Origin of the sequence: Streptomyces sp. NBC_01485 (assembly GCF_036227125.1) — a bacterium.
Lineage (GTDB): Bacteria > Actinomycetota > Actinomycetes > Streptomycetales > Streptomycetaceae > Streptomyces.
In genome coordinates this window covers 8605545-8621314 of the sequence record NZ_CP109435.1, presented here as the reverse complement: position 1 = coordinate 8621314, position 15770 = coordinate 8605545, and the positions used below count along the sequence as shown (strand labels likewise).

Genomic DNA, 15770 nt, shown 5'->3' with positions numbered 1-15770 from the left:
CGTGACAGGCGTGACTGTCCGCGCCCCTCGCCCGCTTGGGAGTCTCTTGGCCGGGCCAAGGAGGGGGACACATGGACAAGCGGTACGAGGTGTACGCGCTGGCGGACGCGCACTTCTACGAGACGCCCGACCGGATGGGCACGGGCGGGAGCGCGCCGCTGTTCGACACGGCGCGCCGGCCGGTCCCCGAGGGCTGGGAGTCGGCGCGGACCGGTGACTGGCTGACGCTGACGCCGCTCGCCGCGGACGGGTCCCCGGCGCCGGGTCCGGCCCAGGGCTGGAAGATCCACGCCTCTGCCACCCGGGCGAACGCGGACCGGATCGCGGCGATCGTGTGGGACTACTGCGTCGCGCACCGCGTCCCGTTCAAGTTCGTGCCGGGCCCGCACCTGCTGCACCTGCGCAACACCAAGTACGCGGGCCGCGACACCAGCGGCAAGTTCGTCACCGTCTACCCGTCCGACGACGAGCACCTGCACACGGTGCTGCGCGAACTGGGCGCCCTGCTGGAGGGCTTCGAGGGGCCCTACATCCTCACCGACCTGCGCTGGTCCGACGGCCCGCTCTACGTCCGCCACGGCGCGTTCGCGCGCCGGTACGTCGTCGACGACCGCGGCTCCCTCGTGCCGGCGGTGCAGGACGGCACGGGCACCCTGGTGCCGGACCGGCGGGCGCCCTCCTTCCAGGTCCCGGAGTGGGTGACGCTGCCCCCGTTCCTGGAGCCGCACCTCACGGCCCGCAACACGACGACCGTGGGCGAGCTGCCGTACCGCATCGAGAAGGCGCTGCACTTCTCCAACGGCGGCGGGGTGTACGCGGGCACCGACACCCGGGACGGGCGCGAGGTGGTCCTCAAGGAGGGGCGGCCGCACGCGGGGCTGGCCTCCGACGGGGCGGACGCGATCGCCCGGCTGGAGCGGGAGAAGCGGGCGCTGGAGGCGGTGGCGGGGACCGGGGTGGTGCCCGAGGTGCGCGACTGGTTCATGCTCGGCGACCACCGCTTCCTCGTCATGGACTTCGTGGCGGGACGCCCGCTCAACTCGTTCTTCGCCGAACGGCACCCGCTGCTCCGCGCCGACCCCGACCCGGGGGCCGTCGCCGCGTACACGGCGTGGGCGGTGCGCGTCCACCGGGCGGTGGAGCGGGCGGTGGAGAAGGTGCACGCGTGCGGGATCGTCTTCAACGACCTGCATGTCTTCAACATCATGGTCGCGCCCGACGAGGAGTCGGTGTACCTGATCGACTTCGAGGCGGCGGCCCCGGCCGAGGAGAACGGCCGCCAGGTCGTCGCGCACCCCGGTTTCTTCGCGCCGCCCGACCGCCGGGGCATCGACGTCGACCGCTACGCGCTGGCGTGCTTACGGCTGGCCCTGTTCCTGCCCGTGACCACCCTGTTCGTGGTCGACCGGGGCAAGGCGGCCCATCTGGCCGAGGTGATCGGGCAGCAGTTCCCGGACGTGCCGCGGGAGTTCCTGGACGAGGCGGTCGCGGAGATCACCCGCGACGCCGCCGGCAGCGCGCCGGTGCGGGCTCCGCGCGTCCCGTCGGCGCCCGCCTTCCGGGTGGAGCCCGGGGACTGGCCGCACAGCCGGGACTCGATGGTCAAGGCGATCCTCGCGTCGGCGAGCCCCGAGCGCGACGACCGGCTCTTCCCCGGGGACGTCGCCCAGTTCTCCGACGGCGGCGGCCTCGGCCTGGCGCACGGCGCGGCCGGCGTGCTGTACGCGCTGGCGGCGACCGGCGCCGAGCGCTACGACGAGGGCGAGCGCTGGCTCCTCGACCACACCGCCCCGGCCCCGACGGGCACCCCGCTCGGACTGTACGACGGCCTCGCGGGCGTCGCCCACGTCCTGGACCTGCTGGGGCACCGGCAGCGGGCGCTGGACCTGGTCGACGGCATCCTGCGCGAGCGATGGCAGCACCTCTCCTCCGACCTGCACGGGGGCCTGGCCGGACTGGGGCTCGTCCTCGGCGAACTGGCGCGCAGGACCGGCGAGCCGGAGCTGCGCGAGCGGGCCGCCGAGGCCGCCGACATCGTCGTACGCCGGCTCGCCGAACCGGTGCCGGACGCGCCCCGGCGGCGGGCCGGGCTGCTGCGGGGTGCGAGCGGGCCCGCGCTGTTCCTGCTCAGGCAGTACGAACAGAGCGGCGACCGGCGGCTGTTGGAGGCGGCGGGGGTCGCGCTGCGCCGGGACCTGGCGGCCTGCGTGGAGCGCGAGGGGGGTTCGGTGGAGGTCGACGAGGGGTGGCGGACCCTGCCGTATCTCGGCGACGGGAGCGTGGGGGTCGGGGCGGTGCTCGACGACCACCTGGCCCAAGTCCCGGACCCCGGAGGGGAGTTCGAGCGGGCCAGGGCCGGCATCCTGACCGCCGCCACCTCCCGCTTCTACGCGCAGCCCGGCCTCTTCCAGGGCCGCGCCGGGATGATCCTGCACCTCGCCCGCACCACCGCACCGGGCGCGACACGGGCCCGGCTCGCCGAACAGATCGCCGCTCTGGGCTGGTTCGCTATGCCCTATCAGGGCCAACTCGCCTTCCCCGGGCACCAGATGATGCGGCTGTCCATGGACCTCGGCACCGGCACGGCGGGCTGTCTGCTCGCCCTCGCCGCCGCCCTCGACCCGGACGGCACGGGCGCCACCGCGCACCTGCCGTTCCTCCCGCCGCCGCACGTGCGGCCCTCATGACGCGGCTCCGCCACCACTGACGGAGTCGTGACGCAACCCCGTCCCCACGGGACGACACGGAAAACCGACGAAAGGACACACCATGGCCCTGCTCGACCTGCAGACGATGGAATCCGACGAGCACACCGGGGGCGGCGGCGGCAACAGCACCGTCAGCCTGCTCTCCTGCATCAGCGCGGCGAGCGTTCTGCTCTGTCTCTGATCTGCACCTGGTCTGCATCTGACGAGCACGAGGCGTACGACGCGTCGCATGTGACACGGACGACGCGTACGCCGTGCTGAACGCTCCGGGCGGTCCGCTCCTCAGGGGGGAGCGGGGCCGCCCGGGGTCCGGCCTCTCCGAGGAAGTGCGGGAGCAGGATGCCGATGGACCGGACGACCGGTGAACTGCTCGGCGCCGCCACCCGGCACAGCCGCTCACGCTGCGTGGCCCTGTGTCTGGTGGGCGTGGCGGGGACGGGTGCCGGACTGCTGCTGCCCGCCGCCCTCGGCCGGGCCCTGGACCTGCTGCTCGCCCACGCCCCGGCGACCCGCTGGGTGCTGTACTGCGCGGCCCTCGTGCTGCTGCTGACCCTGCTCGACGCCTGCGAGACCGTGCTCGCCGGCACCCTCGACGCCCGGACCACCGCCTTTCTGCGCCGCCGGATCACCGGCCACGTCCTGGCCGTCGGACCACGGGCCACGGCCCGCTTCGGCGCCGGCGACCTCGTCGCACGGGTCGTCGGCAACGCCGCCCAGGCCGGCACGGCGCCGGGCGCCCGCGCCGCGCTCCTGGCCGCGCTCGCCGGACCGGCCGGCGCGGTGGTGGCGCTGGCCCTGATCGACCCGTGGCTCGCGGTCGTCCTGCTGACCGGTGCCCCGGCCCTGACCGTGCTGCTGCGTACCCTCGCCCGGGACACCTCGGCGTGCGTGGCGCACTACCAGCGGGCGCAGGGGCGCATCGCCGCCGCACTCGCCCAGGCGATCGGCGGCGCCCGCACGATCCGCGCGGCCGGGACGGCCGACCGTGACACGGCGCGAATCCTGCGGCCGCTGCCCGAGCTGTCCCGGGCGGGCCTGCGCATGTGGCGGGTCCAGGGCCGGGCCGCCGCGCAGGCGGTCGCGGTGGCGCCGCTGCTCCAGCTCGGGGTCGTCGCCGTGGCGGGCCTGCTGCTCACCCGGCACCGGCTGTCGCCGGGCGACGTCCTCGCCGCCTCGCGCTACGCGGTCCTCGCCACCGGCGTCGGCATGCTGGTCGGACAGCTCTCCGGACTGGTCCGGTCCCGGACGGCGGCCACCCGCCTGGGCGAGATCCGCACGGAACCCGCTCCCGCCCACGGTGACCGGCGTCTCCCGCCCGACGGCCCGGGCCGGCTGGAGCTGCGCGGCGTGACCGCCCGGCGCGGTGACCGCGCGGTGCTGGACGGCGTCGACCTGGTCGTACCGGGCGGGACGACGCTGGCCCTGGTGGGCCGCTCGGGCGCGGGCAAGTCGCTGCTGGCCGCGCTGGCGGGCCGGCTCGCCGACCCGGACGCCGGGCAGGTGCTGCTGGACGGCGTCCCGCTGCCCGCCCTCTCCCGGGCCGAGCTGCGCGCGGCGATCGCCCAGGCCTTCGACCGCCCCGCCCTGCTGGGCACGACCATCGAGGACACGATCGCCCTGGGTCCCGCCGCCTTCCGTCCCTCCCCCGCCCGGGTCCGCGAGGCCGCCCGCACGGCCCGCGCGGACGACTTCGTCCGCCGCCTCCCGGACGGCTACGCCACCCCCTGCGCGCACGCCCCGCACTCCGGCGGCGAGGCCCAACGCCTGGGTCTGGCCCGCGCGTTCGCCCACGGCGGCCGGCTCCTCGTCCTCGACGACGCCCCCTCCAGCCTCGACACGGTGACGGAACACCAGATCACCGAGGCCGTCCTCGGCGGCCCCGCGCCCGGCACCCGGCTGCTGGTCGCCCACCGCGCCACGACAGCCGCCCGCGCCGACACCGTGGCCTGGCTGGACGGAGGGCGCGTACGGGCGGTGGGGACGCACCGGGAGCTGTGGCGGATCGCGGAGTACCGAGCGGTCTTCGGAGCGAGGGTATGAGTAGTCGGCGGGGCGGGCTTCGGGGGCGTGGGGTGCGCTATCTGCGGGACCGCCGGTGGGTCCTCGTGCGGCTCGCGGGCTGGTCGGTGCTGGAGACCGGGCAGAGCTTCCTGCTCGGATACGCCCTGGCGCGGGCGCTGGACGACGGGTTCCTCGCCGGACGGGCCGGGGTGGGGCTCGGGTGGCTCGCGGTGGCCGGACTCGGGGTGCTCGTGGGGGCGTACGGGACCGGACGGGTGTACGGGGCGGTCGCCGCGCTGGTGGAACCGCTCCGGGACCGGCTCGCCACCCGGGTGGTGGAGCGGGGCGTGCGGGAGGCGGACGGCGGGGCGCTGTCCGGGCTCACCCAGCAGGTGGAGATCGCCCGGGACACCTTCGCGGGCCTGGTGATGGTCTCGCGCTCGTTCGTGTTCACGTCCGTCGGCGCGCTGGTCGGCCTGGGCTCGCTCGCCCCGCCGCTGCTCCTGGTCGTCGCCCCGCCGCTGGCCGCCGGGGTGGTCCTGTTCGCGGTGACGCTGCGTCCGCTGGCGCGACGGCAGAAGGCGTTCCTCGCCGCCGACGAGGCTCTGGCGGAGAGCCTGGGCGCCGTCTGCGCGGGGCTGCGGGACGTCACGGCGGCCGGCGCGGAGGACCGGGTCGCCGCGGACACCGGCGTCCTCGTCGACGCCGAGCTGCGGGCGGCCCGCGCGCTGGCCCACTGGGGCGTGGCCCGCGTGGCGTGCCTCGCGCTGGGCGGCCACCTGCCGCTGGTCCTGCTCCTGGCCGGCGCCCCCTGGCTCCTGGCCCACGGCGTCACCCCCGGCGCCCTGGTCGGCGCCTTCGCCTATGTCACCCAGTCCCTCCTCCCGGCCCTGACCGCCCTCATCCACGGCCTGGGCACCAGCGGCTCCCGCCTGGCGGTCGTCCTACGACGACTTGCGCCGCAGGACGAGAGGGGCGACACGGGTGAGGCGGGCGAGGCGGGTCAGAAGGGTGACGCGGGCGAGCCAGGGCGCCTTCCGGCCGACGGCCCGGACGGGACACCGGCACCACGGACAAGCCCCGCGCCGGTCGAGCTGTTCGGGCCCGCGCCCCCCGCCCTCTCCCTGGCCGCTCTCACCTTCGCCTACGGTCCCGCCTCCGCGCCCGTCGTCGACGACCTCACGCTCGTCCTGCCCGTCGGGGGCCACCTGGCCGTCGTGGGCCCGAGCGGGGTCGGGAAGTCGACGCTGACCGGGCTGGTCGCCGGACTGCTGGTGCCGGGGCGCGGGGAGATACGGATCTGCGGCCGGCCGGTGCCGGGAGACGCCGCCGCCGCGCAGCGCGTGCTCATCCCGCAGGAGGCGTACGTGTTCGACGGCACCCTCGGCGAGAACCTCGCGCACCTGCGGCCGGACCCCGTCCCCGAGGAGGAGCTGCTCGCCGCGGCCGAGGCGGTCGGGCTGGCCCCGCTGCTCCACGTGCTGGGCGGACCCGGGGCGGCGGTGGACCCGGCGGCGCTGTCGGCCGGTGAGCGCCAGTTGATCGCGCTCACGCGCGCGTACCTGTCGTCCGCCCCGCTCGCCCTCCTCGACGAGGCGACCTGCCACCTGGACCCGGAGGCGGAGGCGCGCGCCGAACGGGCCTTCGCGGCGCGGCCGGGCGGCACCCTGGTCGTGGTGGCCCACCGCATCAGCTCGGCCCGGCGCGCCGGCCGGGTGCTGGTCATGGACGGGCCCCGCACGACCTACGGGACGCACGACGACGTGGTGCGGCGCTCGCCCCTCTATCGCGATCTCGTCGGCGGCTGGGCGGCCGGGGAGACCTGGGCGGTCGGTGAGGCCGGTGAAGCCTGTGAGGGCTGTGAGGGCTGTGAGGGCTGTGAAGCCTGTGAGGGCTGTGAAGCCGGGGACGGCTCACAGCCAGCCCTGGCCCTGCGAGATGCGGATGGCGTCGACGCGGTTGCGGGCGCCGGTCTTGCGGGTGATCGCCGCCATGTAGTTGCGCACGGTCCCGTGGGACAGGTGCAGGCTCCCGGCGATCTCCGCGATGGAGGCTCCCTCGGCGGCGAGGGTTAACACGCTGAGCTCCCGGCGGGTCAGCGGCATCTCGGCGGCCTTGAGGAAGCCGAAGCCCAGCGACTCACTGACGAAACGTTCCCCCTGGGCGACCTTGCGGATGCCGTGCAGCAGTTGTTCCGGCTTGCCGGCCTTGTCGACGTAGCCGAGCGCGCCCGCCTCCAGGGCCCGTTTCAGCAGACCCGGTCTGTTCGCACCGGCAAGGACGAGCAGCCGCGGCGATGCCGGTCCGCCGCGCGGGCACAGGTCGCCCAGGGGCGGGATGCCGTACGTGTCGGAGCAGTCGAGATCCGCCGCGCACACGTCCGGACGCGCCGTCCCGACGCGGCCGGCCGCGCTGCGCCACGGCACGTCGTCCACTCTCAGGTCGGGTTCCCGGTCCAGCCACTGTGCGAGGACCGATCTGACCAGACACGTGTCGTGCACCAGAAGTACCCGGATCACTGCCGTCCCTTCACCCCGCCGTACGCCGGTTCGTGGTCTTGAGCGCGTGCCCATTGTTGGGCTCCGGGACCGTTTCTGAGCGCGAAGATCCGGCCATCAGGGTGCGCGGGGGCGCACGCGGGGCGCTCGTACGCCGTCGCGCGCTTCGGCCGAGGGGGCGGGGAGGGGGCATGGCGGATGACCCGACGGGGTACACGGCGGCTTTCGGGTGGGCGCACCGCTCGCCGTGCGCGTCGCGCCGCCAGAGGGCAGATTTGGAGCCTGGGACTCGCGCGGCCGGACTCACTGACCATCGGCCCGAACCGGAGCCGCGGCGTCCGGTCCATACCGGTGCGCCCCGATGGGCCGGTGAGTCCGATGGGCCGGTGAGTCCGATGCCGGTGAGTCCGAGCCGGTGAACCCCGCGCCACGGGGTGATCCGTAGACCCGCCCTTGGGAGGTGGTCGCCGTGCCCGAGCAGACGTCCGGGCAGGCACCGGCGGCCGCATGGGCGCCGGTCGACCGGCCGCTGCTCTCGCTTGCGCTGACGTCGATGATGGACGCCGTCGGGGCGCACTCCGGTGCCGTCTACCTGCGTCCGGCCGACGGTCCGGTGCTGGAGATGGCGGTGATGGCCGGGCTGCCCCGGTCGTTCGCGGCGCCCTGGGAGCGGGTGGGGCTGAACGCGCCGATCCCGGTCGCCGAGGCGGTGCGCGAGCGGCGGCTGGTGTGGGTGGGCGGCGAGGAGGAGATGGCCCGCCGCTATCCGCGGATCGCCGTCGTCCTGCCGTATCCCTTCGCGCTGGCCGCGCTGCCGGTGGCGACCGAGTCCCGGGTGTACGGCGCGGTCTTCGTCACCTGGCCCGGCTCGCACCCGCCGGAGCTGTCCGACCGGGAGCACCGGGAGCTGACGACGGCCTGCGAGCGGCTCGGGCTGCGGCTGGAGCGGGCCGCCGCGCAGAACCGTTCGGTACGGGCCGAGTCCGATCTGCTGGACACGGGGCCGCTGGGCGGTGTCTCCGACACGCTCGGCACGCTGGAGGCGGCCCGGATGGTGGCCCGGCTGCCGTACGGGATGTGCTCGCTGGACCTCAGCGGGCGGGTGGGCTTCGCCAACGCCGCCGCGTCCGAGCTGCTCGACGTACCCGTGAGCGTGCTGCTGGGCTCGCAGCTGTGGGCGGCCGTGCCGTGGCTCAACGATCCCGTCTACGAGGAGCGCTACCGGGCCGCGCTGATCAGTCAGAACGCCACCTCGTTCGTGGCGCTGCGCCCGCCCGCCGAGTGGCTGTCGTTCCGGCTGTATCCGAGCACCACGGGCCTCAGTGTGCGGATCAGCCGGGCCCGGGCGGTGTCGGAGATGAGCCCGTCCGAGGCCCGGGCCGGGGACGCGCCGACCCGGCTCGTGTCCATGTCGCAGGCGCTGAGCCTGGCCGGGGCGCTCACCGAGACGGTGAGCGTGCAGGACGTGGTGGGGCTGGTCGCGGACGAGATCGCGCCGGCGGTGGGCAGTCAGGCCCTGGTGCTGCTCGGTGCGCGGGCCGGCCGGCTGCACGTGCTCGGGCAGCACGGGTATCCCGACCCGCGCACCGTGGAGCAGTTCGACGGGATGCCGCTGTCGGCCCCGAGCCCGGGCGCGCGGGCCGTCGCGCACGGCGTCCCGGCGTTCTTCGACTCCCGGCAGCAGTTGGAGCACCTGTATCCGGCCCGGCAGTCCACCCCGGACGGCTTCGGCGCCTGGGCCTATCTGCCGCTCATCGCCTCCGGCCGCCCGGTGGGCGCCTGCGTGCTGGCCTACTCCGAACCCCAACGCTTCTCCACGCACGAGCGCGCGGTGCTGACCAGCCTGGCCGGGCTGATCGCGCAGGCCCTGGACCGGGCCCTGCTGTACGACGTCAAACACCAGTTGGCGCACGGGCTGCAGGCGGCGCTGCTGCCGCCCTCGCTGCCGTCGCTGCCCGGCATCGAGGCGACCGCCCGCTATCTGCCCGCCACCCGGGGCATGGAGATCGGCGGGGACTTCTACGACCTGGTGCCCTCGCCGCCGCTCGCGGCGGCCGTGATCGGGGACGTGCAGGGGCACAACGTGACCGCGGCCGGGCTGATGGGGCAGATCCGCACCGCCGTCCGCGCGTACACGACGGTCGGGCAGGAGCCCGCGGAGGTCATGCGCAGCACCAACCGGCTGCTGATCGACCTCGGCTCCGAACTGTTCGCCAGCTGTCTGTACCTGCGGCTGGACCCGGTCCACGGGCGGGCGGTCATGGCCCGGGCCGGGCATCCCCCGCCGCTGCTGCGCCGGGCGGACGGCCGGGTGCGCGTCCTGGACCTCGCGGGCGGCCCGCTGCTGGGCATCGACGCCTCGGCGACGTATCCGACGACGGAGGTCGAGCTCACCCCCGGCTGTGTCCTCGCCCTCTACACGGACGGGCTGATCGAGACGCCGGGAGTGGACATCGAGGACGCGATCGCGGACCTGGGGCGACGGCTCGGCGAGGCCGGGGACCGGCCGCTGGAGGAGCTGGCCGACGAGCTGGTGGGGCACTACGCGGCGGCGGAGGAGCGCATCGACGACGTGGCGCTGCTGTTGCTGCGCGCGGGGACGACGGCTGACGGGGGCGACGGCTGACGGGGTGTCGCCGTCGCCGGACACGTGAAAGGTCCGACCCCCGCCGGAGGGTCGGACCTTTCACGTGGTGCGTGGTGCGCTGTCAGTCACTTACTGCGGTGCGAGTCAGCGCCGAGTCGGTCGGTGCGGAGTCAGTGCGACTCGTTCAGCCCCGAGCCGTCCTCCTGGCCGTTGCCGTTCTGGTTCTGACCGCCGTTGACGGCCTCGCCCTGGCCGGCGTTGGCAGCCTGCTCCTCGCCGCCGTTGCCGTTCTGGTTCTGCTCCTGGCCACCGTTGACAGCCTCGCCCTGGCCGGCGTTGGCGCCCTGCTCCTCGCCGCCGTTGCCGTTCTGGTCCTGGCCGCCATCGGCCGCCTGGCCGCCATCGGCAGCCTGACCGCCGTCAGCCGCCTGACCGCCGTTCGCCGCCTGGTCGCCCGCTCCGGCCTCGTCGCCGCCGACCGCGTCACCGGCGCCGACACCGCCGCCGTCGCCGAGCGTCGCGCCGACCGCAGCCAGGGCGGTGGTCACCGGCTGGAAGAAGGTCTCGCCGCCGACGGTGCAGTCGCCGCTGCCGCCCGAGGTCAGGCCGATCGCCTGGCCGTCCTGGGTGAAGAGCGAGCCGCCGCTGTCGCCGGGCTCGGCGCAGACGTCCGTCTGGATGAGGCCCGTGACCGTGCCCTCGGGGTAGTTCACGGTGGCGTCGAGGCCGAGAACCTGACCGTCGTTGAGACCGGTGGTGCTGCCCATCCGGAAGACCTGCGTGCCGACCGTCGCGTCGGCGGCCTGGGAGATCGCGACGGTCTGCTGACCGGTGTTGACCTCGCTGGGCGCCTGCGTGTTCGGGTCGTCGTACTTCACAAGCGCGAAGTCGCCGTCACCCGGGAAGGTCGCCTGGTCGACCGTGGCGATGGGCTGGCCGGTCTCGGAGTCGGCCCACTCCTTGGCCGCGACGCCGCAGTGACCGGCCGTCAGGAAGGCCGGGGAGCCGTCGCCGGCGGTCACGTTGAAGCCGAGGGAGCAGCGCGCGTCGCCGCCGAATATCGCGTCGCCGCCGGAGACGAGGGGCTTGAGGGTGCCGGCCGACTTCTTGATCGTGGCCATGCCCGAGCCGAGGGTCTTCACCGTCGAGTCGATCTGGTCCCACTTGGCGCCGGTGACCGTGGAGTCGGCGGTGACGAGGATCTTGTTCGTCTTGGGGTCGACGGCCCAGGAGGTGCCCGGGATGGTCGCCTTGGTCTTGAGCGTCTTCGCGGCCGCCTCGAGCTCGGCCGTGCTGTTCTCGACCTCGCGGACCTTGGCGCCCGCCTTCTCCGCCTGCACGACGACGTTGTTCTCGTCGCCGGAGACGTTCACGACGTTGATGACCAACTGCTTGTCGTCGGAGTCGTAGTACGAACCGGCGAAGGCGTCACCGAGCAGCTCGGCGAGCTGGGAGGCGAGGTCCGAGGCGTCGCCCGACTTCAGGGTCTTCACCGTGGCGGCGTTGTTGGAGCCGCCGTCCTGGGAGGCGTTGGCCTGGGGAAGCAGGATGGCCGCCGCTCCGAGCGCGGCCACACCGCCAGCCGCGATGATGGCCTTGCGCTTCGTAACTCGCTTGTGACTCAAAAAACTCGACCTCCTGGGGGGACGGGGTCTGGCTGCCGGGGTCCGGCAGCTCCGTACAGCGGCGCCTGGTTGGCCATGAGTACGCAGGGGTCTCGAGGTGCGTTCAATCGCGTTTGCCAACTTCCTTTGCTAAACCCTGAATCGGCCATGACCTGGCCCCGACTTCACCGCCCGGGGAGCACCGGGGAGCAACCGCCCATATGGCGATGACGACCGCCGAAGCCGACAAGATCCCTTCCGGCGACTTCGCCCCTGGCCGCTGGCCCTGGACCTGGCCGCCGAGACCCCGGGCGAGGACCGCGCGATCCCGCGTGCCCGCTGGTCACAGGGGTTGGCCCGGGAGGGCGAGGGGCTCTCGGGGCGGGCGAGGGTGACGGCCCCGAGCACCGCCACCGCGTTCGCCCCGTCGGACACCCGGGGGGCCCACGGACCGACGCCGACGGGGCGGCAGTCGACTTGGTTCCGGCGTTCGATGGCCGGTTCGGTTGTCCTGATCCGGTCGGTACCGACGAAGCCCGCCGAACGATTCCGGATCGACACCGTTCGTAGCCGCCCACAGTTGGCCGTAGCCGTTCGTGGTCGGTCGGCGACGATCCGTTGAGATCGGAGGGCGGAATCCCGGCTTCAGGGAATCTGCACATCGAATGCCCAAGCAGGTCACCGTGGACGAGATTTCCGCACAACTCGTCCGCGTCGGCCATGCCATTGGGGCGGGAGTGTCGGATTCGCCGCGAGGGCGCAGGACGCTCATCCGAGCGAATCCCGGGCGAGCTGTGAAGGAGTCGCCGACAAGGCGTGGGCGCACCTGCACCGCTTTACGTTCCCGTGACGCAAGTTCCCAGGTGGGATGGGGGATTGACTGGCTGCGCCGGCCGCGGAGCTGCTTTGATCCATCGCACCGCAGGGGCCGAACCGCTTCCGGAAACGGGAGTGCGGCACCGGCGGCCGCGGCCGTCATCTGTCCCCAGAGGGGCCGCTCCCCCTTATTGAGATATCCATGTGAAGGGAAGTTCCCCCATGAACTCCACCCCCCAGGTTGAGACCGTCGAGATCTCCGACGCCGAGCTGGACAACGTCTCCGGCGGTCTGTCCCTGAACGCCCTCGGCACCGTCACCGGCCTGGTGGACGGCATCGCCCCGGTCTCCGGCCTGGTCAACACGGCCGTCGGCACGGTCGAGGGTGTCACCGGCCTGAGCACCGCCCCGGTCACCAACCTGGTCGCCGGTCTCTGATCGCGCCCTTGTGACACCGATGAGTCCCGGAGCCGGCACCCGGCTCCGGGACTCATCGGTGCCCTGAACCTCCCGAGGGAAGTCCCGTGCAGTTCCGCCAACAGGCCCTCGCCAAGCTCCAGTCACCGGAGGAACTCGACCTGCCGGTGCGTTTCGCGCGCCCGCAGGGCTGGCTGGTGCTGTCCGTGACCGTGGTCGTCATGGCGGCGGCGTCCGTGTGGGCGGTGACCGGCTCGGTCACGTCCACGGTGAACGCGCCCGCCGTCCTCACCCACGGCGAGGGCAGCTACATCCTGCAGAGCCCCGCCGCGGGCCAGGTCACCGCGGTCCTCGCGAAGGAGGGGCAACGGCTGCCGGCCGGCTCCCCCGTGCTGAAGGTGCGCACGGCCGAGGGCGACGCCGTGGTGCGCACGGTCGCCGCAGGCCGGATCACCGCGCTCGCCGCCACCATCGGGCAGATCATCGCCACCGGCGCGAACGTCGCCGCCGTGGAGAAGGTCGCCGACGCCGACGACCCGCTGTACGCCACCGTGTACGTCCCGGCGGAGAACGCGGCCTCCGTGTCGGCGGGCGCCGCCGTCGACCTGACCGTGCAGACCGTGCCGTCCCAGAAGTACGGCGTGCTGCGCGGCGAGGTGAAGTCGGTGGACCGTACGGCCCAGTCGGCGCAGCAGATCGCCGCGTTCCTCGGCGACAGCCAGTTGGGCGAGCAGTTCACGAAGGAGGGCCGCCCGGTGGCGGTCCTGGTCCGCCTCGACACGTCCTCGGCGACGAAGAGCGGCTACAAGTGGTCGTCCGCCGACGGGCCGCCGTACGCGCTCGCCTCCATGACCATGGCCACGGGCTCGATCCGGCTGGCCGAGCAGCGTCCCGTCGATTGGCTGCTCCCGTGACCGCCGCCGAGCAGACCCGCGGCCGTCGGCGTGCCGCCGCGCCGCCGCCCCGGCGCACGGTCCCCAAGAGCCGGGTGAAGACCGTGCGCACGCCCACCGTGCTCCAGATGGAGGCCGTGGAGTGCGGGGCCGCCTCGCTCGCGATGGTCCTCGGGCACTACGGCCGGCACATCCCGCTGGAGGAGCTGCGCATCGCGTGCGGTGTCTCCCGCGACGGCTCGCGCGCCAGCAACCTCCTGAAGGCGGCCCGCGGTTACGGCCTGACGGCCAAGGGCATGCAGATGGACCTGGCCGCCCTCGCCCAGGTGAAGTCCCCCGCGATCCTGTTCTGGGAGTTCAACCACTACGTCGTCTACGAGGGGCTGGGCCGGCGCTTCGGCCGCCGGGGCGTGTTCGTCAACGACCCCGGCAAGGGCCGGCGTTTCGTGCCGATGGAGGACTTCGACGGCAGCTTCACCGGTGTCGTGCTGGTGGTGGAGCCGGGCGAGGACTTCGAGCGGGGCGGGCGCAAACCGGGGGTGCTGGGCGCGATGCCCGCCCGGCTGCGCGGCACCGCGGGCACCATGCCGGCGGCGGTGCTGGCGAGCCTGCTGCTGGTGCTGGTGGGCGCGGCGGTGCCCGCGCTCAGCCGGACCTACATCGACATGTTCCTGATCGGCGGTCAGACCTCCCTGCTGACCGTGCTGTTCGCGTCGATGGGCACGTGCGTGGCGCTCACGGTCGCCCTCACCTGGCTCCAGCAGGCCAACCTGCACCACGGCCGGATCATCTCCTCGACCCTCTCCAGCGCCCGCTTCCTGCGCCATCTGCTGCGACTGCCGGTGACCTTCTTCTCGCAGCGCAGCCCGGCCGACCTCGTCCAGCGCCTCCAGTCCAACGACGCGGTCGCCGAGACCCTCGCCCGTGACCTCGCGTCGGCGGGCGTGGACGCGGTGGTCGTCGTCCTCTACGCGGTCCTCCTCTACACGTACGACCCGCAGTTGACGTACGTCGGCATCGGTGTGGCCCTGCTCAACATCGTCGCGATGCGGATCGTCATCCGGATGCGGGCGACCCGGACGGCGAAGCTGCGCGCGGACAACGCGCGGCTGACCAACACGGCATACACCGGGCTGCAGTTGATCGAGACGATGAAGGCGACCGGCGGCGAGGACGGCTACTTCCGCAAGTGGGCGGGGCAGCACGCCACCACGCTGGAGGAGCAGCAGCGGCTGGGTGTGCCGAGCGCCTGGCTGGGTGTGGTCGCGCCGACGCTCGCCTCGCTCAACAGCGCGCTGATCCTGTGGATCGGCGGCATGCGGGCGATCGAGGGCCATATCTCGGTGGGCCTGCTGGTCGCCTTCCAGGCACTGGTCACCCGGTTCACGGCCCCGCTGACCCGGCTGAACGGCGTCGCCGGGCGGATCCAGGACTTCGCGGCGGACGTGGCCCGGCTGAAGGACGTGGAGAACTTCCGCGCCGATCCGCTCTACGACCGCCGCTCCGGCGGCGACTCCACGCGCCGGCTGCAGGGTCACGTCGAGCTGGAGAACATCACCTTCGGCTACAGCCCGCTGGACAAGCCGCTGCTGACCGGCTTCGACCTGACCGTCGGCCCGGGACAGCAGGTGGCGCTGGTCGGCGGCTCGGGCAGCGGCAAGTCGACGGTGTCCCGGCTGATCTCGGGCCTGTACACGCCCTGGGAGGGCGCGATCCGTATCGACGGGCAACGCCTGGAGGACATTCCGCGCGGGGCGCTGGCCTCCTCGGTCTCCTTCGTCGACCAGGAGGTGTTCCTGTTCGAGGGCTCGGTCCGCGACAACGTCGCGCTGTGGGACCCGTCGATCCCGGACGACGCCGTCGTCGACGCACTGCGGGACGCGGCGCTGTACGACGTCGTCGTGCGGCGGCCCGGCGGCATCCACAGCAGGGTCGAGCAGGACGGCCGCAACTTCTCCGGCGGGCAGCGTCAACGCCTGGAGATCGCGAGGGCGTTGGTGCGCCGGCCCAGCATCCTGGTGCTAGACGAGGTGACCAGCGCGCTGGACGCGGAGACCGAGCAGACGGTGATGGACAGCCTGCGCCGGCGCGGCTGCGCGTGCGTGGTGATCGCCCACCGGCTCAGCACGGTGCGCGACAGCGACGAGATCGTCGTGCTCCAGCACGGCACGGTCGTGGAGCGCGGACGGCACGAGGAACTGGTGGCGCGCGGCGGCTCGTACGCGGCGCTGGTCAGGGAGCGATGA

At 73.7% G+C, this 15770-nt stretch carries 9 protein-coding genes and 1 pseudogene; 8 read left to right on the top strand and 2 right to left on the bottom strand.

Annotated elements, in window-relative coordinates:
- Nucleotides 1-71: 71 nt before the first annotated feature.
- The 4 genes from lanKC (at nt 72) to OG352_RS37695 (ending at nt 6784) form a co-directional block, all read left to right on the top strand.
- On the top strand, nt 72-2687 hold the full coding sequence (lanKC, locus tag OG352_RS37710; protein ID WP_329223139.1) for a class III lanthionine synthetase LanKC: 2616 nt from the start codon (nt 72-74) through the stop codon (nt 2685-2687).
- 82 nt (nt 2688-2769) lie between these two features.
- Nucleotides 2770-2889 carry a SapB/AmfS family lanthipeptide gene (locus tag OG352_RS37705; protein WP_329223137.1) on the top strand — a complete coding sequence of 40 codons (120 nt, stop codon included), beginning with the start codon at nt 2770-2772 and terminating at the stop codon, nt 2887-2889.
- Nucleotides 2890-3047: 158 nt separating this feature from the next.
- Nucleotides 3048-4748 (top strand): ABC transporter ATP-binding protein, encoded by a 1701-nt coding sequence (locus tag OG352_RS37700; RefSeq protein WP_329223135.1) that lies wholly within the window; start codon nt 3048-3050, stop codon nt 4746-4748.
- A complete protein-coding gene (locus tag OG352_RS37695; protein WP_329223133.1) occupies nt 4745-6784 on the top strand; it encodes an ABC transporter ATP-binding protein in 2040 nt (679 codons plus the stop codon). Before OG352_RS37700 ends, OG352_RS37695 begins: the two co-directional genes overlap by 4 nt.
- Here OG352_RS37695 and OG352_RS37690 read toward each other — a convergent pair.
- Nucleotides 6707-7282 (bottom strand): annotated as a pseudogene (locus OG352_RS37690) (LuxR C-terminal-related transcriptional regulator); the annotation flags it as partial. The gene OG352_RS37695 and the pseudogene OG352_RS37690 overlap by 78 nt on opposite strands.
- 394 nt (nt 7283-7676) lie before the next feature.
- On the opposite strand from OG352_RS37690, the gene OG352_RS37685 reads away from it, so the two are divergent.
- A complete protein-coding gene (locus tag OG352_RS37685; RefSeq protein WP_443072444.1) occupies nt 7677-9833 on the top strand; it encodes a SpoIIE family protein phosphatase in 2157 nt (718 codons plus the stop codon).
- Between the two features lie 131 nt (nt 9834-9964).
- Here the strand turns inward: OG352_RS37685 and OG352_RS37680 are convergent, their stop codons facing one another.
- Entirely contained in the window at nt 9965-11419 is a 1455-nt protein-coding gene (locus OG352_RS37680; protein ID WP_329223129.1) for a S1 family peptidase, read from the bottom strand.
- Nucleotides 11420-12436: 1017 nt separating this feature from the next.
- Between OG352_RS37680 and OG352_RS37675 the strand changes: the two genes are divergently transcribed.
- From OG352_RS37675 to OG352_RS37665, 3 genes are all read left to right on the top strand, one after another.
- Nucleotides 12437-12652, top strand: coding sequence for a type A2 lantipeptide (locus tag OG352_RS37675; RefSeq protein ID WP_329223127.1), 216 nt, complete (start codon nt 12437-12439; stop codon nt 12650-12652).
- 86 nt (nt 12653-12738) lie between these two features.
- The gene (locus OG352_RS37670; RefSeq protein ID WP_329223125.1) at nt 12739-13545 is read left to right on the top strand and encodes an HlyD family efflux transporter periplasmic adaptor subunit; all 807 of its coding nucleotides are present in this window, start codon (nt 12739-12741) and stop codon (nt 13543-13545) included.
- Complete coding sequence (locus OG352_RS37665) at nt 13542-15770, top strand: NHLP family bacteriocin export ABC transporter peptidase/permease/ATPase subunit (RefSeq protein WP_329223124.1); 2229 nt, start codon at nt 13542-13544, stop codon at nt 15768-15770. The genes OG352_RS37670 and OG352_RS37665 overlap by 4 nt, the downstream gene beginning before the upstream one ends.

Bases quoted from the DNA above. Each gene is read 5' to 3' on its own strand.
- OG352_RS37700 (WP_329223135.1), top strand. From the start codon at position 3,048: ATGCCGATGGACCGGACGACCGGTGAACTGCTCGGCGCCGCCACCCGG.
- OG352_RS37705 (WP_329223137.1), top strand. From the start codon at position 2,770: ATGGCCCTGCTCGACCTGCAGACGATGGAATCCGACGAGCACACCGGG.
- lanKC (WP_329223139.1), top strand. From the start codon at position 72: ATGGACAAGCGGTACGAGGTGTACGCGCTGGCGGACGCGCACTTCTAC.
- OG352_RS37695 (WP_329223133.1), top strand. From the start codon at position 4,745: ATGAGTAGTCGGCGGGGCGGGCTTCGGGGGCGTGGGGTGCGCTATCTG.
- OG352_RS37675 (WP_329223127.1), top strand. From the start codon at position 12,437: ATGAACTCCACCCCCCAGGTTGAGACCGTCGAGATCTCCGACGCCGAG.